The sequence below is a fragment of the Bacteroides sp. An19 genome, from assembly GCF_002160215.1.
Lineage (GTDB): Bacteria > Bacteroidota > Bacteroidia > Bacteroidales > Bacteroidaceae > Phocaeicola > Phocaeicola intestinalis.
The window spans coordinates 1-20,003 of record NZ_NFKD01000005.1 but is presented as its reverse complement, the minus strand read 5'-3'; the positions used below and the strand labels follow the sequence as shown (position 1 = coordinate 20,003).

The 20,003-nt window shown below is 43.2% G+C and carries 12 protein-coding genes; 5 read left to right on the top strand and 7 right to left on the bottom strand.

The features are described from left to right. Positions 1 to 49: 49 nt before the first annotated feature. Positions 50 to 757, bottom strand: coding sequence for a CDP-diacylglycerol--serine O-phosphatidyltransferase (pssA, locus tag B5F25_RS03090; protein ID WP_087247504.1), 708 nt, complete (start codon positions 755 to 757; stop codon positions 50 to 52). Between the two features lie 25 nt (positions 758 to 782). Next, positions 783 to 1,472 carry a phosphatidylserine decarboxylase family protein gene (locus tag B5F25_RS03085; protein WP_022041333.1) on the bottom strand — a complete coding sequence of 230 codons (690 nt, stop codon included), beginning with the start codon at positions 1,470 to 1,472 and terminating at the stop codon, positions 783 to 785. Between the two features lie 195 nt (positions 1,473 to 1,667). Here B5F25_RS03085 and dnaE point away from each other — a divergent pair, with 195 nt between their 5' ends. From dnaE to B5F25_RS03065, 4 genes are all read left to right on the top strand, one after another. Further along, positions 1,668 to 5,465, top strand: coding sequence for a DNA polymerase III subunit alpha (gene dnaE, locus B5F25_RS03080; RefSeq protein WP_087247502.1), 3,798 nt, complete (start codon positions 1,668 to 1,670; stop codon positions 5,463 to 5,465). 44 nt (positions 5,466 to 5,509) lie between these two features. After that, the gene (gene trxA, locus B5F25_RS03075; protein ID WP_022041331.1) at positions 5,510 to 5,827 is read left to right on the top strand and encodes a thioredoxin; all 318 of its coding nucleotides are present in this window, start codon (positions 5,510 to 5,512) and stop codon (positions 5,825 to 5,827) included. 171 nt (positions 5,828 to 5,998) lie between these two features. Then, complete coding sequence (locus B5F25_RS03070) at positions 5,999 to 6,334, top strand: hypothetical protein (protein ID WP_022041330.1); 336 nt, start codon at positions 5,999 to 6,001, stop codon at positions 6,332 to 6,334. 171 nt (positions 6,335 to 6,505) lie between these two features. Beyond that, a complete protein-coding gene (locus tag B5F25_RS03065; RefSeq protein WP_087247500.1) occupies positions 6,506 to 8,005 on the top strand; it encodes a S41 family peptidase in 1,500 nt (499 codons plus the stop codon). A gap of 20 nt (positions 8,006 to 8,025) precedes the next feature. On the opposite strand, the gene B5F25_RS03060 is transcribed toward B5F25_RS03065, so the two are convergent. From B5F25_RS03060 to B5F25_RS03040, 5 genes are all read right to left on the bottom strand, one after another. After that, on the bottom strand, positions 8,026 to 12,204 hold the full coding sequence (locus B5F25_RS03060; RefSeq protein ID WP_087247498.1) for a two-component regulator propeller domain-containing protein: 4,179 nt from the start codon (positions 12,202 to 12,204) through the stop codon (positions 8,026 to 8,028). Between the two features lie 17 nt (positions 12,205 to 12,221). After that, entirely contained in the window at positions 12,222 to 13,541 is a 1,320-nt protein-coding gene (locus B5F25_RS03055) for a family 43 glycosylhydrolase (RefSeq protein ID WP_087247496.1), read from the bottom strand. A 556-nt stretch (positions 13,542 to 14,097) separates the two neighbouring features. After that, positions 14,098 to 14,748: a DNA alkylation repair protein gene (locus tag B5F25_RS03050; RefSeq protein ID WP_087210114.1), complete on the bottom strand. Its 651-nt coding sequence runs from the start codon at positions 14,746 to 14,748 to the stop codon at positions 14,098 to 14,100. Positions 14,749 to 15,103: 355 nt separating this feature from the next. Next, complete coding sequence (locus B5F25_RS03045) at positions 15,104 to 17,065, bottom strand: dihydrofolate reductase (RefSeq protein ID WP_087247494.1); 1,962 nt, start codon at positions 17,063 to 17,065, stop codon at positions 15,104 to 15,106. A gap of 18 nt (positions 17,066 to 17,083) precedes the next feature. Continuing rightward, positions 17,084 to 17,554, bottom strand: a complete 471-nt coding sequence (locus B5F25_RS03040) for a helix-turn-helix domain-containing protein (protein WP_022041322.1) — start codon at positions 17,552 to 17,554, stop codon at positions 17,084 to 17,086. Positions 17,555 to 18,060: 506 nt separating this feature from the next. Between B5F25_RS03040 and recQ the strand changes: the two genes are divergently transcribed. Further along, positions 18,061 to 19,878 (top strand): DNA helicase RecQ, encoded by a 1,818-nt coding sequence (recQ, locus tag B5F25_RS03035; protein WP_087247681.1) that lies wholly within the window; start codon positions 18,061 to 18,063, stop codon positions 19,876 to 19,878. Positions 19,879 to 20,003 lie beyond the last annotated feature (125 nt).

The window sequence follows — 20,003 nt, the reverse complement described above, 5'->3', positions numbered from 1 at the left end:
GCTTTTGGTTTGTTTTTATCGTACAACAACCGTGCCACCGATTGTCTCTTTATGATTTTTTACGGAAAAGCAAAGACAAGATAACATACCAGATGATAACAGCTGCAAAACCACTCCACTGGAAAATCAAGAATAAAGGTATGCAGCCAATCAAAAAGATATAACTCACCTTATTATGCTGCCATGACAAATCTTTAAACTTAAGTGAAAACATCGGCAATTCAGCTACCAGCAGAAGTGACATTACCACAACCAGTACAAACAAATACACGGCATTAAAATGAGGCGAAGTAAGAAAGGCATGCTCGCCTGTCACCAGCGAACCCCAGAACAAAGCATTGGCAGGAGTAGGCATACCGATAAACGAACTGGCCTGCCGTGTATCAATATTGAATTTGGCCAAACGTAGCCCCGAGAATACAGCAACCAGAAATGCCGTATAAGGCAATACCGGACGCAGGCTCTGGATAAAATCGGGATAATGCACCTCCTGAAACAAGGCAAAAGCAATAGCTGCAGGCGCCAGACCGAAAGTAATATCATCGGCCAGCGAATCCAATTCTTTACCGATAGGAGACGAAACATGCAGTAAACGTGCCACCATACCATCGAAAAAGTCAAAAGCCGCACCGATGATAATGAAAACAAACGCCCATACATAATTGCCCTGAAAAGCCATGCATGAGGCAATGCAACCCGAAAACAAGTTGCAACAAGTCAGTGTATTCGGAATGTTCCGAATCATTGCATTGGCCATTTCTGTTCCTCCTTCCTTTAATTCTTTATTTCAGTTTGGCGATAACCGTCTGATTACCGACCGTTTTCTGCCCCATCCGCACACAAATTTCTGTACCTAAAGGCAGATAGACATCCACCCGGGAACCAAACTTGATGAATCCCATATGCTCGTCTATATAACATTCTTCTCCCACTTCAGCATACGTAACGATACGTCGCGCCACAGCTCCTGCTATCTGGCGTGCCATGACCGTATGTCCTTCAGGTGTTTCAATCACAATGGTCGAGCGTTCGTTTTCGGTACTTGCCTTCGGGAGCCATGCTTTCATAAACCGTCCTTTCTGATGGGAAACATGCTTCACGGTTCCATCTACAGGATACCAGTTGGCATGTACATTAGTGATACTCATAAAAATAGAAACCATCAGCCGGCGGTCGTGAAAATATTCGTGCTCGTCCACCTCTTCTACCACCACCACCTTTCCATCGGCAGGTGCAACGACAATTTTCTCCGTATCCTTATTAAAAAGACGTATCGGACAACGGAAAAAGTTGACCATCATCGAATACAAAAAAAGACTGGCTAAAGCCACGATATAAAAAGGCCATTTACACTCCAGCCCCCAATAAAGAGCTATATTTATAATAAGGAGTATGATGGCAGCGCTCACCAAGATATGGGTTCCTTCCTGATGCAGCCTAATCTTCTTTATCTTTTTTCTTATCTTATTCATACTTGAAACAATGGGTCACACTTTTATTTATCGTGCAAAAATAAAGTTAATTTATCTACCCTGCAAATAAACAACGTTCAGAATTGTGACTTTCTTTCTTTTTTTCATAAAATTCTGCCTTCTTTACAACTTTGTCTTTTGATTCTTCGCATAAACTCGGTATCTTTGGGCTGATTTTACCATATAAACTGAATTATGCAGGATTTTGTTCATTTACATGTTCACACTCAATATTCTATTCTGGACGGGCAAGCATCCATTACCCGCCTGGTAGACAAAGCCATCGGAAATGGTATGAAAGGTATTGCCATTACTGACCATGGTGATATGTTCGGTATCAAAGAGTTTTTCAATTATGTAAATAAGAAAAACGGAGCCACAAACGGAGAAATAAAAGACTTGAAGAAGAAAATAGCCGGACTGGAAAGCGGAAAGACAGAATCGGAAAACGTAGAAGCCGATTTGGCAACCTGCCGCGAACAACTGGAAGCTGCCCAAAAAAGATTGTTCAAACCAATTATCGGATGCGAAATGTATGTCGCACGCAACCGGCTGAGCGATAAAAACGGTAAACCCGACCAAAGTGGTTATCACCTGATTGTACTTGCCAAAAACCTGCAAGGTTATCACAACCTTATCAAACTGGTATCGAAAGCCTGGACAGAAGGATTCTATATGCGCCCCCGCACCGACCGGGCAGAACTTGAAAAATATCATGAAGGACTGATTGTTTGTTCTGCCTGTCTGGGAGGAGAAGTACCACGACGCATCACTGCAGGACAGTTTGCCGAAGCAGAAGAAGCTATACAATGGTACAAGAATCTGTTTGGCGATGATTATTATCTGGAGTTGCAACGCCATAAAGCTACTGTGCCACGCGCCAATCACGAAGTCTATAAATTGCAGGAAACGGTCAACAAGAAACTTATCGAGTATGCAAAAAAATACGATATCAAGCTGGTCTGCACCAACGATGTACATTTTGTTGACGAAGAAAATGCTGAAGCACACGACCGGTTGATATGCCTGAGCACAGGCAAAGACCTGGACGACCCTAAACGCATGCTTTACACCAAACAAGAGTGGATGAAGACGCGCGAAGAGATGAACGCCATCTTCAGCGATGTGCCCGAAGCACTGGCCAACACCTGTGAAGTATGCGATAAGGTTGAATTTTATTCAATAGACCATGCTCCGATTATGCCGACTTTTGCCATTCCGGAAGATTTCGGTACAGAAGAAGAGTATCGTAAAAAATATACTGAAAAAGACCTGTTCGACGAATTCACGCAAGACGAAAACGGGAACATTGTCATGAGTGAAGCCGATGCCAAAGCAAAAATAGACCGACTGGGAGGTTACGAAAAATTATACCGTATCAAACTGGAAGCAGACTATCTGGCAAAACTTGCTTACGAAGGTGCCCGCCGACGCTACGGTGACGAGCTGAGTGAAGAAGTAAAGGAACGTATCAAATTCGAACTGCACATCATGAAAACCATGGGTTTCCCCGGATACTTTCTGATTGTGCAAGACTTCATTTCGGCCGCACGTAATCTGCTGGATGTTTCCGTTGGACCCGGACGTGGTTCAGCGGCAGGTTCGGCTGTAGCATACTGTCTGGGCATTACACAGATTGACCCTATTAAATATGACTTGCTGTTTGAACGTTTCTTAAATCCTGACCGAATCTCATTGCCTGATATTGACGTCGATTTTGACGATGATGGTCGAGGACGCGTTTTAAACTGGGTAACAGAAAAATACGGACAAGAGAAAGTAGCACATATCATCACTTATGGAACCATGGCTACCAAACTTGCCATCAAAGATGTTGCACGAGTGCAAAAGCTTCCTCTTTCCGAGTCTGACAGGCTATGTAAACTGATACCCGACAAGATTCCAGACAAAAAACTGAATCTCCCGAATGCCATTGCTTATGTCCCCGAACTGCAGGAGGCAGAGGTTTCTCCGAACCCAATCCTGCGTGACACAATCAAATATGCAAAGATGCTGGAAGGCAATGTACGCAATACAGGGGTACATGCATGTGGTACAATCATCTGCCGCGATGACATCACCGACTGGGTGCCAGTAAGTACAGCTGATGATAAAGAAACCGGCGAGAAGATGCTGGTGACTCAATACGAAGGGTCTGTTATCGAAGAAACAGGACTAATCAAGATGGACTTCTTAGGTCTGAAAACCCTGTCTATCATCAAAGAAGCCCTTGAAAACATCCGTCACAGCAAGGGAATACAACTGAATATAGACGAAATTCCGATTGACGACCCTGCTACCTATAAATTATATAGCGACGGACGGACCATCGGTACATTCCAGTTCGAGTCCGCCGGTATGCAGAAATATCTCCGTGAACTTCAGCCTTCCACTTTTGAAGACTTGATTGCCATGAATGCCCTGTATCGTCCGGGACCGATGGACTATATTCCAGACTTCATCGACCGGAAACACGGACGGAAGCCAATAGAATATGACATTCCTATCATGGAAAAGTACCTGAAAGATACTTATGGCATTACAGTATACCAGGAGCAGGTGATGCTGCTCTCACGCCTGCTTGCTGATTTTACACGAGGCGAATCGGATGCCCTGCGTAAAGCAATGGGAAAGAAATTGCGTGACAAGCTGGATCACATGAAACCCAAATTTATCGAAGGGGGAAAGAAAAACGGACACGACCCGAAAACCCTTGAAAAGATTTGGGCTGACTGGGAGAAATTCGCTTCGTATGCATTCAACAAATCGCACGCTACATGCTACTCGTGGGTAGCCTACCAGACTGCTTATCTGAAAGCCAATTATCCGTCTGAGTACATGGCAGCAACCATGAGCCGGAACATTTCAAATATCACCGAAATTACCAAACTGATGGATGAATGTAAGGCTACAGGCATCAATGTACTGGGACCGGATGTAAATGAAAGTAACCTGAAATTCTCGGTAAACTACCACGGAGACATCCGGTTCGGACTAGGTGCCATCAAAGGAGTAGGCGAATCAGCTGTACAAAGCATTTTGTCAGAACGGGAAAAAAACGGACCGTTCAAAAACATCTTCGATTTCGTGCAACGTGTCAACCTGTCGGCTTGCAACCGCAAAAACATTGAAAACCTGGCATTGGCTGGCGGATTTGATAGCTTTACAGGTATCAAACGTGAAGATTTCTTTATGAAAAACGCCAAAGAAGAAACGTTCACCGAAGTACTGGTACGTTATGGTAACCGGTACCAGCTGGACAAAGCAGCTACGGCCAATTCTCTGTTTGGTGGTACCGAAGAAATAGAAATAGCAACTCCGGAAATCATTTCCGCACCGACATGGAGCGATTTGGAACGCTTGAATAAAGAACGTGAACTGGTAGGTATCTACCTTTCCGCCCATCCGCTTGACGAATATGCTGTCATACTGGAAGATGTATGCAATACGCACATGATACAACTGGCAGACCTGACACCACTGCAAAATCATGACCTGACCATGGGAGGTATCGTTACTGGTGTACGCGAAGGATATACCCGTACAGGAAAACCCTATGGCATAGCCAAAATAGAAGACTACTCAGGAACAGGTGAATTTGCATTTTTCGGCAACGAATGGGTAGATAAAAAGAACTTTTTTGTAGAAGGTATGTTCCTTTATCTAAAAGGTAAATGCCAGCCCAAGCAATGGAAACCTGACGAATGGGAAATAAAAGTCAACACCATTGAACTGCTACCAGACGTAAAAGACCGGCTGATAGAAAAACTGACCGTAACAGCTCCACTGTCTGCTATTAATGACGAAATGATTATGGAATTGGGGTCTATGGTAAAAGACAGTCCGGGAAATACCGAATTATACTTCTTCATCCGCGATGAAGACGGACAAATGTTTGTCAACTTGCTTTCACGCACATTGAAGATTGAAGTACATAAAAACCTAGTAAATTATTTAAAAACCCAACCTTTGTTGGACTATAAAATAAATTAGTATATATTTGCGTAGATATTTTGATAACAATAAACATTTGAATTATGGCACTGACAATTAAAGATGACAATTTTGATGCAATCGTAGCAGAAGGAAAACCGGTAGTATTGGACTTTTGGGCAACATGGTGTGGACCTTGCCGCCAGATTGCCCCGTATATTGAAGAACTGGCCGAAGAATACAAAGACAGTGTAAACATCGGTAAATGTGATGTGGACGAAAATTCAGACCTGCCCGGACAGTTTGGAGTTCGTAATATTCCAACCGTACTTTTCATCAAAGATGGTAAAGTCGTTGACAAACAAGTAGGAGCTACTACAAAAGCCGCTCTGAAAGAAAAAGTAGAAGCTTTGTTGAAGTAATTTCTTCAAAAGTAAATATCATTAATCTTAAATATGAGTATCCGCAATCTGCCCCATTCTGAAACAAAGGCTAAAGTTGTATTTATCCTACAAAAGATACAAGGCTAATACCAAATAGCACCTGACAGATTGACAAAATGCGGATATTCATTCTAAAAAAAGAACTGAACTATGGGAATGGATGACAATTTCTTGTTGGAAGATGAAGACGATGAAAAGACCATCGCATTCATCAAGAATTATTTGCCGCAAGATTTAAAAGGCAAATTCTCGGATGACGAACTGTATTATATGCTCGACTTGATAGTAGATTACTATACAACCAGCGGCTGTTTGGATGCTCAACCCGATGAAGAAGGATACATCAACATCGACCAGGATGAAATTGTAAACTACATAGTCGGTGAAGCCAAGAAAGACGGAATGGGTCCTTTCGACCCAGATGATGTATTTTTCGTGGTGCAAGGCGAAATGGAATACGGTAACTCATTGGGAGAAGTAGAATAAACACTTATCCCTTACCTCTTATAAATCCACAAAGACATACACCAATGTCTTTGTGGATTTTTTATTCACCATTCACTTTATTTCCTACAAAATGTTGCTCGTTCTGCTTTTTTTGTTACTTTTGCACAATTAGTTCAATATTAGGACAACATTAAACACACAAAAGACTGTATGAAAAAAGCACTTTTAAAAATCCTTTTTCTGCTGGCAGGAAGCTGTATATGGACAGCCTGCTCTGATGATACGCCCGACCAGACACCAGAAACGACAACAATAAGCAATGAAATCTATTATGCCAACAAATTAGGCAAAGACATCTTGAGTACATATTATTATTGGAATAAAAATATCAACGATGACCTGGAAGCATGGAATATCGAAACCAATGAAGACCCTATTGAAACTGTAGATAAAATCAGATACCACGAAGGTGACAAGTATATCGACAAATGGACCATGATGACCGATGATATGGATTCGTTTACCAGCAGCGTAGGCGGTGTGTCCACAACATTCGGATGGAACCTGACCGTTTACCTGGTGTCTGACGACAACCAATGTATCGGTGTAATCAATTATGTATCAGCAGGAAGCCCTGCAGAAAAAGCCGGACTGAAACGGGGAGACATCCTTTTATGGATAAACGGACAAAACATTACAACAGACAATTATCAAGAACTTTATTACGCTTCCTCGCTGACCGTTGCACTTGCAGAAATAGATTGGGAAAGCAATTCGATTACCGCTTCGGGCAAAGAAGTAGAACTGACAGCCACAACCCTGTATGAAAATCCGATATTATGCGATACGGTCTACGAATTCAACGGCAAAAAAGTGGGCTACCTGGCCTATGCCAGTTTCGACCTGATTGCTATTCCTGAACTGGTAGAAATCGGCAAGAAATTCAAAAGCGAAAACATTTCCGAACTGATACTTGACCTGAGATATAACGGCGGAGGATATGTCATAACCGAAAACGTCCTGGCATCAATGTTTGCCCCACAAGCTGATGTAGAAGCGAAAAAAATATTCGAAAAAGAAACTTACAATGATTATCTGACAGAAATATACCGCCAAGAAGGCATCAGCCTGGAAACACGCTTCACCACAGAATATAACTATGATGATATTAACCTGCACATTAGTACCAAAGACGCCAACATCGGGTTAAAGAAAATATACGGAATCATTTCTTCCGGTACAGCCTCAGCATCCGAAGCTCTGCTAAGCGGACTAATGCCTTATATGGACATAGAACTGATAGGTACGGCTTCACATGGCAAGTATTGTACCGGATTGATGCTAAGTGGTGAAGATACATACCAACGCTGTCCGGAAGAAATCAAAAATTGGGGCGTATATGTTATGGTCAGCATCTACCAGAATGCCAATGGAGAAACTCCCTGTATGCCCGACGGACTACAACCCGATGTAACGGTAGAAGACAATCCGATGCTTCCTTACCAACTAGGCAATGTAAACGAACCTTTGCTGCAAGCAGCATTACTCCGTGCCGGACGTAAATACGAAAACCTCTCAACAAGAAGCCACAGCCAACTTCCTTTGTATCCAAGTTTGCCTATGCCTCAAAAAGCCACATTCGGAAAACGAATTCTTCTTCCTCCGGCGGCTATAAAACATTCCGACACGATAATGCCCGATATACAATAAGCAGACATCTGCCGCTTTCGTCAAGTCTTGACGAAAGCGGTGGGGGTCTGTCCATATTGACGGACAAAAACCCTGGTAAAATATTTCGGATCGTTAAAACCAACCTTATAAGCTACCTCAGACACAATAACATTACTACTATTTTCCAACAACAACTTCGCTTTCTGCAAACGGTAAACCTGCAGGAAACGTACAGGCGAAAGCCCTGTCAACGAAACCATTTTCTTATAGATGACTGCATAACTGACATGCAACATCTCCATCCACTCCTTTACGCCAAAATCAGAGTCAGCATAATTACGCTCCAATACTGCCAAAACTTCATTCATAAAAACCTTGTCTGGCTGGGCAAGGTCTTTCAACTCCGGCATAAATTCCTGCTCAACATCCGACCTACGTCGCTGTATCTCACGGTTTTTTATTACAGACTGAAGACAGGCCGACAAAACAGCCTCATCAAAAGGTTTGGTCAGATACCCATCAACGCCACTACCAAAACTTTCGGTCTGTGCTTCAGCGTCCGAATTGGCCGAAAGCAAAACAAAAGGAATATGTTTCAATGAACGGTCTGCACGTATTTTCCGACAAAAGGCAATACCGTCACATATCGGCATCATCAAATCGGAAAGAATCAAATCGGGTACCAGTTTGCATGCTAAATCATACCCCTGATTGCCGTCACTGGCCTCTGCCACATTATAAAACTTTTCAAGTATCACTTTTAAATAACACCGCATATCCGGATTATCCTCAACCAACAATAAAAGCGGCTTACTTCCATCTACCGGTACATAAGTTTCAGCATCATTACCCAATAATACAGGCTGCTGATGCATTACAGCATCCGGTTCTTTTTCGGCATCTGCCAATGTAACCGGGAAATAAAGCCGGAAAGCCACCCCTCGCCTATCCGAACTTTTAACTTTAATGACTCCACCCAACAAATTTACAATTTCTTTTACAATGTGAAGTCCGATTCCTGTATTCCGCTGCCCATATACCGAATAACGTTCTTGCCCTTTAATACTATAAAAACGATGAAATATGCGCTCGGTCTCTTCAGGCGGGATGTTACTCCCCGTATTTAAAACTGATAAATACAGCAACATCTTTCCCTCCTTATTCCTAAACTGGCAAGCATACAACGTAATCATTCCTCTTTCGGGAGTATGCTTGACTGCATTAGACAACAAATTGAACAGCACCTTGTGCAAATGCTCTTTATCGGAAGAAATAAAATCTGCCTTCAGACGAACCTTACAAGAAAAAATCAGATGATGCTCTTTCATCAATCCGGAAAAATCGGTTACAACAGCATTCAAAAAACGCCTGAAGTCAAAACATTCATAATTCAAGGTCAATTTCTTTGTATCAATCTTACGCAAATCTATCAGTTGTTCGACCAATGACAACAAATAACGGGCATTACGTAAGATAATTTGCAAACTTTCCTTTTGCTCTTTTCCGACAAGCTGACCTTCTAGTTGCTGGGCTGGTCCCTGAATCAATGTCAAAGGTGTCTTGAACTCATGTGCCATATTAGTAAAGTATGACAACTTCTCCCGATTTATCTCATCCATTTGTTTGGACATCGACACTATTTCATCCCGTTGCCGGATAATGGTTTCTCTCGAAGTCGTCAACTCGGTTATGGTCTGATGCAACTCTTGTGTACGTTCATCTATTTTCCTTTTCAATAGACGCTGAACATATTTTTGCCGGGAATTATATGCATAAACGGTATATCCCAATGCCAATATAGCGACCAATGCCAGCAACGTATAAAACCATCCGGTACGGTAAAAAGGAGGATGAACTATTATCTTTAGCCGGGTCAGTTGCGATGACCACGTATTATCATGATTCGTACAGCGCATCTCCAACGTATAGGTTCCAGGAGACAGATTGGTATACCTTGCAATCCGGTTCATCAATCCGATATTGGGGGTTTTATCCAATTCAAGAATACGGTAAGTATAAAAAACCTTTTCCGGTTCCAAATACTCCAGACAACTGAAAGTCACTTCAAACGAATTCTGGGGCGGATACAGATGCAATTCTTGGGCATTGACAATACTCGATAAAAGATTGGTCTCATCCAGATAAGGCACCAAAGACCGTCCTCCAAAAGAAACATTGGTCAGCACCACCTTACGCTGCTCTGGCGCTGGAAAGTTCATAACCGGACAAAAGACCACCAACCCATCGGTAGTACCTAACAGCAAACGGTCATCCGAGGTCTTGCATCCTGAACGCCGATAAAACTGAGGCACCAACAATCCGTCTTCCTGATCAAACTTAAAAGCCCTCCGAGTAAGAATATCAAAAAAATAAACGCCTTTCAATGTGCAAATCCACAAGTTTCCACTATCATCTGCGAATATACTTGAAATGCTTGTATCCGACAATCCACATCTCACATCGTAATTTTTAAACTTACACGCCGACAAAAGCCTTGCATCCTCCAATAAATAAATACCATTACCCTGACTACCCAAATAAATATCACCGTTCTGTGCCTCGAATATACATGTTATCCTCTCACTGACTGCATGCTCTGAAGCATCCAGCTTATACCGGTAATAAAAACATTCATAAGTATCCTGCGGATTTGCCAAATCAATAACCCCCACTCCATTGCCACCTATCCACAAGCGGGAATGCGAATCTACGAGTATGGTATGCATATTATACATTTCCTCTCCCGTATGGGTATAATAATGCAACTGACTGATAGCTCCCGAAGAAAAGTCTAACAGATAAATGTAATTATTGCAGCAAATCCATAGCGAATTGCGTAGACTATCCAATGCGATATCGTAAACATCATTCGACGGCAACTGAGTGGTAGATACATCATAATGTTCGAACACAGGAGCATCCAGACATTCTTTTGGCAACCGGTCAATTCCGCCACCTATGGTTGCTATCCAATAATTCCCTTCAAAATCCTGCACAATGCGTGATATATTATCATGCGACAAAGAACGGGAATCTCCAGGAACATGCCTGTAAAAACGAAAAGACCGGCTTCCTCTTCTACGGATAGCCAAGCCTCCATCGACCAGGCCAGCCAGAATATTTCCTTCATCGTCTTCTATCACCGTACTGATAACATTCGGACTGCCTTTTTCATACCCACGCAAAAAATAAGTGAATGAAATCCGTACCGGTGACAAAATATTGACCCCACCAAATTCTGTACCTACCCAAAATACATTATCGTCATCTACCCAGACCCGATTAATCAAATTATCATTCAACGACTGAGGAGCATCTCCCTTACCATACCTGGCAAAATGCCCACCCTGCCTGAGCACATTCAAACCATTGCGTGTACCTATCACCATATCGCCCGAAGTATTCCGGGTGATATCTGTTACAAAATCAGAAGACAAGCTTTCCGGGTCATCAGATGCATGGCGATAAGAAACAAACTTCATATTCTGTGTGTCACAACAATACAATCCACTCTGAGTGCCCAGCCACAAATAATCTCCATAAGCATAAGCACTGGTGAAAATCAGCTTCGAGACATCAAGTCCAGTCCACAAAGACGTCAATGCATAATACTGGGTTCCGGAAGAAGCAAAACGGAAGAGACACCCGTATCCGCCAGCCCATACCTCGTTACCGTGCTGGACCAATACACGGATATCTACATCCGATTTCAGAATCTGCACATCCTGGATATGCCGAAACTTATCCAGCCTGACATACACCAACCCGTCACTTTTCCCAATCCACAAATTCTCGAACTCATCAATTAAAATCGTCTGGACCGGCGAATGAAGTATCTCCTGATGTTCACCTGCATAATCCCGAAACGATTCAACCTGCTCACTTTCCAAATCAATGAACATTACTCCTGCCTCGGTCGCTACCCACAAATGCCCACTATTATCTTCGGTAATGTCATTAATATAGTTGCTTTCAATAACCCTTTCTTCCCAACCGGAAGATACAGAATAATGTTTGAATTCATAACCGTCATAACGGTCCAATCCGTTTGAAGTTCCTAACCATACAAAGTGGAAACGGTCTTGGTGAATGGCACGGATGGTATTGTCGCATAAACCTTCGTGCATCGTTACATAACGGTAATTAAAAGATGCAGAATTACTTTGGGCACATAAAATACCCCCAAAGGCTTCACCCAACAAACCAAGCACAACCAGCAACAAGACAAGCGGCTTCATCCTATTCCTTTTATATATCATTCGAAACGTATCCAATCAACTTGCACATTTCTTCCCGACAACAAAGAAACACACAAATTATGAACCCCTTCTTGCAACCCGGTCAACGGCACCGTCAACGTCTGCCAACGTCCTACAGTAACAGGCACTTCTATATCAGCTATCACATGTCCATCGGCACAGACCTGTAACGTTCCACCCATCTCCGAACTTACCCGGGCGCTCACCTTTTGCAACTTTCCATCGCCAAAATCCACCCGATGAAAAGTAACCCATGCACCTTCATGACTGAAAAATGTCTTCCACCCTTCGAATTTATCATCCTGATTCACATAATCAATAAAAACTCCTTCTTCACTTTTTGTGCTATAACGGTCTATCTGAATCAGGCTACGGGCATCCGCAATCCCGACTCCACGCAAGGTAGGAACCACTTGCCGGATAGTCCCGTCAGCATTAAAAAACAACGAGTCAATACATACCGAACGATTCTTGTCGAAATCCGGGCTATAATCATTATGGTGATAAAACAAATACCATTGTCCCTTATACTCCAACAACGAATGATGATTGGTCCAGCATCCTGTAGGCGACTGGTCCATGATGATGCCCTTATATTCAAACGGTCCCATCGGAGAATCACTCATTGCATAAGCCAGACACTCCGTTTTATCTTTTACCCATGGATAAGTCAGATAATACTTACCATTGCGTTCGAAAGCAAAAGGCCCTTCTTTAAACCCATCTTTCACATCGGCCACAAGTACTGGAGCCGAATCCAGTTCTGTCAGGTTATCCTTCAGACGAGCTACATTCAATCCTCTTCCCGACCAATACAGATAAGCCTGTCCGTCTTTATCCAATAACACACAAGGGTCAATCCCCTGTACCCCAGCTATCGGCTCGGCCAAAGGCTTGAATGGCCCAAACGGAGTATCGGACGTAGCTACACCGATACGGAAGCCTTTCTCACCCTTTGGACTGGCAGGGAAAAAGAAATAATACGTTCCGTTCTTATACACACAATCGGGAGCCCACATCGAATAAGAGCCGGCATCACCCCATGGCACATCTGACTGGGAAAGTACAACCCCATGGTCTGTCCACTTCATCAGATCCTCTGATGAAAACACATGATAATCTTCCATACAAAACCATTCCTGCAAACGTTCTACAGGACTAGGAATATCGTGCGAAGGATAAAGATACACTTTCCCTTCGAATACCCGGGCTGTAGGATCAGCCGTAAACTGTCCGGAAATAATCGGATTTTGCGCTACAAGTCCAGAGAATGCCCCCAGACACAGCAATAAGACAAACAACACTCTTTTATTCATAATACTAAACCCAACAATTCTAAATGATTCAACAAAGATACACAAATACCTATAATTATCATTCTTTTATCCGAACGAAAATCTTTCTATTCCGAATAAAAAAACCGGGAATTTGTTTAAGAAATTGTTTTGAAATTATCGTGTATTGATTGGGGATGAGTTTTTGAGGCATTTCCGCTTGTGTAATGAGGAGGATAACGGGCTATCAGACGAATAAAACCAGAAAAACGAACCGGAAACAGATGCAAAAACTGAGATGTAATAATACTTTAATTGAATATCCGCTATCAGCCCATCCCGATGAGTTGAAAACGCAGTAGTACTGCATTCGCTGATGAAGATATATTCAACTGCTGATGAAGATATATTCAACCGCGGATGGAGATATATTCAACCGCGGATGCAGTATATATTCATTTTTCAGGGGTATATATTGGCTGTTGGCAGACATGCATTTATTTAAAAAGCATCCCATGTAGGGGGCAAAATGCGGATATCCATATTTATTTATCATCGCCTTCGATACCTGTTTTTGCAGGTTGCATAAAACAGGCTCTTATCCAATATAGCTTTCGATTAATGCTCTCACTTCCGGCTTTTTCGATTTCAGACAAGTTGAGAGTTGTTTATGGATAAATTTCGCATTCGCATCAGACTGCTCTGCATATTTGCGCAAGGCAAGCGCGGCTGCCCGCTGTACTACAAGATATTCGCTTTCAACAGAGGTAAAAGCCTGGTCGATGAACTCTGCTTCGGCACGTTCGTTCAATACAAGTCCCCGCGACAGCAGGCGTGCCATCAGCAAGAAACCACACAAAAGGAAGTATTCGCGCTCATCTGCCATCCAGTGGAACACGACTTCCGCAGCATAAGGCAAACGCTGGAAAAGGTTCATCACTGTGTACTCTGCCAACTCGGGATAACGCATGTCTTCTATCCAGATATCGGCAATTTCAGGATAAAAAGTTTCCGTCGGCTGAAGCAACCCTGCCATAATCTTGCACTCCCGAATGTCTTCCTTCCACAAGGCTTGTGCCAAATCGTGGTCGGGAGTATATTCTGCCGCTATCTCCTTAATACGTGGGTACTCAATCCCGAAGTTAACTTTGTAATTCATCCCTTTCTCTCGCATGCTTTGCGATATGGGACCGTTCATAAACAAACGGAATTTTGATTTGATTTCTTTAAGTGTTTCGTGTAAGTCCATATTTCTTTTTTTGAATATCGGCATTTAGCCACAAAAAAGTTATAGTAGCACAAAAATGATTTGCGAAAAATCATTTGTCATGCTGAGTGCCTATTTCCTGCGGAAAATCCATTTGATTATGACAAATTGTAAATTCGTCATTGGTAGTAGAGGGTGTATCAAAATCGGAATCAACTTTCATTTTGTCATCCTGAGAGCCTATTTCCTGCGGAAAACCCATTCGATTATGACATTACTTTTTGACAGTCGTTTTTTCTTTTGATACAGCCTCCCTCAGGACAACAAAATAAAAGCCGTTTTATCTTTTGATACCCACCTTGAATGATATACCATGCGCTTCGTAATGGAATTTCTATTATTTCACATTCGCATACTCCCGGGCATAACGTAACATCTGTTCTGCATATCCCTCGGTATAAGATACCAGTACATCGGTCACCTTGCCTTCGGCATCGGTCTGTAAGGTATAAACGGGATTGACAAAACCTTTGTAAGGAGCCAAGTGCAGACGTTTGTAACGGCGTAACACCTCGGCATGGAGAATCGGGTCTACCTGTACTCCATACGTTTCCACCAACAGACGTGCCGCCTCGTAGTCGCCTTCGCTTTTAATGCGCTGCACTTCGGCAAGCAAGCGTCCGAAGAGTGTACGCAGATGGAGATAGTCGTTAATGCGTACATAGGTCTTTCCTTCGCGCACCACCATTTCGACCACCTTGTCTGTCTTTCCTTGTTCAAGTACCCAACGGGCTATCAGCTGACGATTCCGCATGTGTGCTTCTTCTACCGTATGACCAGGTTCTATCCGTACCAGCTGAGTCATCAGACCGTTCATCATATACGAATAATACGCAGCCTTATAGGCTTCGGCATCGGGTAGCAGTCCCAGTTCCAGCAGTTTGCTGTCGGCAAGATAATACAGGCCGAACAAGTCAGCACGCGCCTCTTCAACCGTTGAGCCATATGCTTTCAAGGCATCGGCATCTACGCCCGGAAGCAGCTTGCCCGAACCATGCCCCAAGCATTCGTGCAGGTCGGTGTGCAAGTCGTCTGTAATGTCGGCATACTTGTCAAGCAGAGCCAATTCGGTATCGTCATATACAAATTCCTCACGGAAACCGTTTCCTCTGGCGGCACGGTTGTATGCTTCGGTCAGGTTGCCGATAGTGACAGACTTTGAGCCATGCACGCTCCGTATCCAGTTCGAGTTAGGCAGGTTAATGCCAATAGCTGTTGACGGATACAAATCACCTCCCAAAATAGCAGCAGTAACGACTTTTGCCGAAACACCTTTTACGGATTTCTTTTTAAAACGCACATCAACAGGCGAATGATCTTCAAACCATTGTGCTTCGCCACTAATCAGTTCGGTGCGCCGTGTAGCCTCCAAATCCTTGAAGTCGACAATCGACTCCCAGCTTGCCTTCATCCCTAACGGGTCGCCATAACTCTCGATGAATCCGTTGACGAAATCCACCCGCGAACTAGTGTCCTTCAGCCATGCAATGGAATATTCATCGAATGTATGCAGACTGCCCGTACGGTAAAACTCTATCAGCAGACGGATGACCTGGATTTGTTTTTCATTTTCTGCCACGGTCTCGGCTTTTTCCAGCCAGTCGATGATACGCTCTATAGCTTCGGAATACATCCCGCCCACCTTCCAGACCTGTTCGGTAATCTGACCTTGTTCTTTCACCAACTTGCTATTCATTCCATACATTACCGGTTCATCGGTACTTCCCAATGCTTTTTGTCTTGCATAGAAAGTTTCCGCCTCACTTTGCGTTACTCCTTCATAATAGTTCGCGGCAGAGGTCTGAACCAAATCTTCTCCATCTGTCTGATTAACCCGTTTAGGCATCACATCCGGAGAAAAAATTACCGGAAAGAGTTTATTGCACATAGCCTGTACATCTTCCTCTCCTGCAAGTGGCAATACCGACGGACTTACAGCATCAATAAGCATGGAAAGATAACCGGGTGAAAATCCCGGTACAAACTTGTCGCATGCATAATGATGATGAATTCCATTCGAGAACCATACGCGTTTCAGGTAAATTTCGAACAAACGGAATTCTTCCGTATCACGGTTTCCGTTGAAATGTACGTAGAGTGTTTCGAGCAAACGACGGATTTGCAAATTGTATTTCCCGTTTTGGTCGAACAAGATGTCACGTCCCTCCAATGCTGCCTCTGAAAGATAATACACCAGCATTTTCTGTCTCAAAGACAACTGTTCGAACCCAGGTACCCGGTAACGCAAGATTTGTAAATCCGCAAATTGCTCTACCGTATAAGAGAATGTTTCTTCCATGAATACATTTTTAGTTTCTTAAACTCCCCGTTTCCGTTTTCGGTAGCCATTCGGTGTCTCTCCTGTATTCTTATAAAAAGCTGCATAAAACGACTGCCGGTTCGAAAAGCCTACCATTGCGCTGATTTCTTCTACATTTTTATCTGCATAGCGCTTGTCTACCAGCAAATGCAATGCTTCTTTAATCCGGTATTCGTTCACCAGACACGAATAATTCATACCAAAACGGGAATTAATTACTGCCGATAAATAACGGGTGTTGGTCTTTAATTCCTTTGCCAAGTCTTTTGCCGAATAATTGGGGTCTTTGTACTTTTTCTGTACGACCAAAATATTCAGAACCTTATCATACAATTCATCCGCAAGTTCTGCCCGGATCATATCGCGATAGGCAGCTTCCTTAATCTTGCGTTCACGCACATTGTAAGGCTTCCTCACGGAGACTTCTTCTTTACGTTCTACTTCTTCTAGTTGATTATTTTCCCTCATCTGTCTTTTAAAATAATAAGTGTAATTTTATTGAATAGTTGCAATTATACAAATTACGTAAGTTTTTTTCTATTCTACAACATATTTAGCTGCTTATTTTTGAATTATGCCATTTTTTTTATTTATTTATGCCAATCGGGAGTAAAAAGGGAGTCAGAAGAAGTTATCGCCCGCCGGGTGGCTGGAAGTTAGAAGCTAATACTTCGGGGTTCGGTTTCAGAAGCAGGACTATTGACCTTTCTAGTAGTACCAAATTGACTTGCAAAAAAACTCTGAGGTCTTGCCATCTAAGGAAAGGTTGTGAAAAATCTCGTGTACATCCACGTGAACGTTTCCGGGATACTTTACTTCGTTACCAATGACAAATGATTTTTTGCTATTCATGATGTTCCTATCCGACACACCGGAAAAACGGCTTGTAAACATGAAAGTGAAAAAATAATCAGCAATTCCGTGCATTCCGACTTCAAATTCGCTTAACTTTGTACCCTGATATGAATACAGAAATGCTTAAGACACTCAAATCTTATTTCGGATATACCAGTTTCCGACCATTGCAAGAAGATATCATCAACTGCATCCTGCAAAAAAAAGATACCTTGGTACTGATGCCTACCGGCGGCGGTAAATCACTCTGCTACCAGATACCGGCATTGCTGATGGAAGGAACCGCCATCGTAGTCTCTCCGCTAATCTCCTTGATGAAAGACCAAGTAGAAGCCTTACAGAACAACGGTATCATTGCACGTGCCTTGAACAGCACCAACGATGAAACCAGCAATGCCAATATCCGTTTCGAGTGCCGGCAAGGCAGGGTAAAGCTGCTCTACATCTCTCCCGAACGGCTGTTGACGGAAATCAACTACCTGCTGAAAGACATCCGTATCTCACTTTTCGCCATTGATGAAGCTCACTGCATTTCACAGTGGGGACATGATTTCCGTCCTGAATATACCCAACTGAAAACATTGCGTGAACAATTTCCGCAAATACCTGTGGTAGCACTGACTGCTACTGCCGACAAAATAACACGGCAAGACATCGTGAAGCAACTGGCAATGCGTGACCCGCAGATATTCATATCATCTTTCGACCGTCCGAACCTAAGTCTTGACGTAAAACGGGGCTATCAGCAGAAAGAGAAGATACGTACCATCGTAGACTTCATCAGCCGCCATGCCGGAGAAAGCGGCATCATCTATTGCATGAGCCGGAACACAACTGAAAAAGTAGCAGAAATCTTGGAAGGATACGGCATATCCACTACTGTCTACCATGCCGGATTGAGTGCAGCTACACGCGATGCGGCTCAAGAGGATTTCATCAACGACCGTATACAGGTGGTATGCGCTACCATTGCATTCGGAATGGGCATTGACAAATCAAACGTACGCTGGGTCATCCATTACAATCTTCCGAAAAGTATCGAAAGTTTTTATCAGGAAATAGGACGTGCCGGACGTGACGGACTGCCCAGTGACACTTTACTGTTTTATTCTTTAGCAGACATTGTGCTACTTTCACGTTTTGCCTCAGAAAGCGGACAACAAGAGTTGAACATGGAAAAATTGAAACGTATGCAACAGTATGCCGAAGCGGACATTTGCCGCCGGCGTATTCTGCTGAACTATTTCGGCGAAAGCATGGACCACGATTGTGGAAATTGTGATGTATGCCGCAATCCTCCTCAGCGTTTCGACGGAACCATCTTGGTGCAAAAGGCACTAAGCGCCATAGCCCGTACTGACCAACAGGTGGGTACAAGTACCTTAATAGACATACTGAAAGGGGCTGCAACAGCAGATATCATCGAACGCGGATACGACAAGCTGAAAACCTATGGAGCCGGACGAGATGTACCGGCACGCGACTGGCAAGACTATCTGTTACAAATGTTGAACCTGGGATATTTTGAAGTGGCCTACAATGAAAAAAATCATCTCAAAATAACAGAGACAGGAAAAAAAGTATTGTTCGGGCACGAACGTGCACAATTAGTAGTTATCAAACGAGAAGAATTCCTCTCTCACGAGAAGCGTAAAAGGAAGAAAACGGCGTCACACATTACTCCCGTACAACCGGAACCTACAATGTTTGAAGATGAAAACCTCCAGCTGTTCGAAGCCTTGCGGGCACTTCGCAAAAAACTTGCCGACCAACAGGCTATCCCTGCCTACATTGTCCTGTCGGATAAGGTACTTCATTTGCTAGCCTCTTCCAGACCTACTACCATCGATGCCTTTGGAGAAATAAGCGGCATTGGCGAATACAAGAAAGAACGTTATGGGAAAGAATTTATCGAAGTAATCCGACGGTTTAGCTGATAACATTTTAGAAGCTGTTTTGAATTTATCGTGCGATGATTTGGGATGAGTTTTTGAGGCATTTTCGCTTCTGTGATGAGGAAGATAGCGGGCTATCTGACGAAGAACAGGAGCGAAAAGAACCA

Coding starts and splice junctions, on each gene's coding strand:
- pssA (WP_087247504.1), bottom strand. CDS start 757: ATGGCCAATGCAATGATTCGGAACATTCCGAATACACTGACTTGTTGC.
- recQ (WP_087247681.1), top strand. CDS start 18,061: ATGCTTAAGACACTCAAATCTTATTTCGGATATACCAGTTTCCGACCA.
- B5F25_RS03085 (WP_022041333.1), bottom strand. CDS start 1,472: ATGAATAAGATAAGAAAAAAGATAAAGAAGATTAGGCTGCATCAGGAA.
- B5F25_RS03055 (WP_087247496.1), bottom strand. CDS start 13,541: ATGAATAAAAGAGTGTTGTTTGTCTTATTGCTGTGTCTGGGGGCATTC.
- B5F25_RS03050 (WP_087210114.1), bottom strand. CDS start 14,748: ATGGACTTACACGAAACACTTAAAGAAATCAAATCAAAATTCCGTTTG.
- B5F25_RS03045 (WP_087247494.1), bottom strand. CDS start 17,065: ATGGAAGAAACATTCTCTTATACGGTAGAGCAATTTGCGGATTTACAA.
- dnaE (WP_087247502.1), top strand. CDS start 1,668: ATGCAGGATTTTGTTCATTTACATGTTCACACTCAATATTCTATTCTG.
- B5F25_RS03060 (WP_087247498.1), bottom strand. CDS start 12,204: ATGAAGCCGCTTGTCTTGTTGCTGGTTGTGCTTGGTTTGTTGGGTGAA.
- B5F25_RS03070 (WP_022041330.1), top strand. CDS start 5,999: ATGGGAATGGATGACAATTTCTTGTTGGAAGATGAAGACGATGAAAAG.
- trxA (WP_022041331.1), top strand. CDS start 5,510: ATGGCACTGACAATTAAAGATGACAATTTTGATGCAATCGTAGCAGAA.
- B5F25_RS03040 (WP_022041322.1), bottom strand. CDS start 17,554: ATGAGGGAAAATAATCAACTAGAAGAAGTAGAACGTAAAGAAGAAGTC.
- B5F25_RS03065 (WP_087247500.1), top strand. CDS start 6,506: ATGAAAAAAGCACTTTTAAAAATCCTTTTTCTGCTGGCAGGAAGCTGT.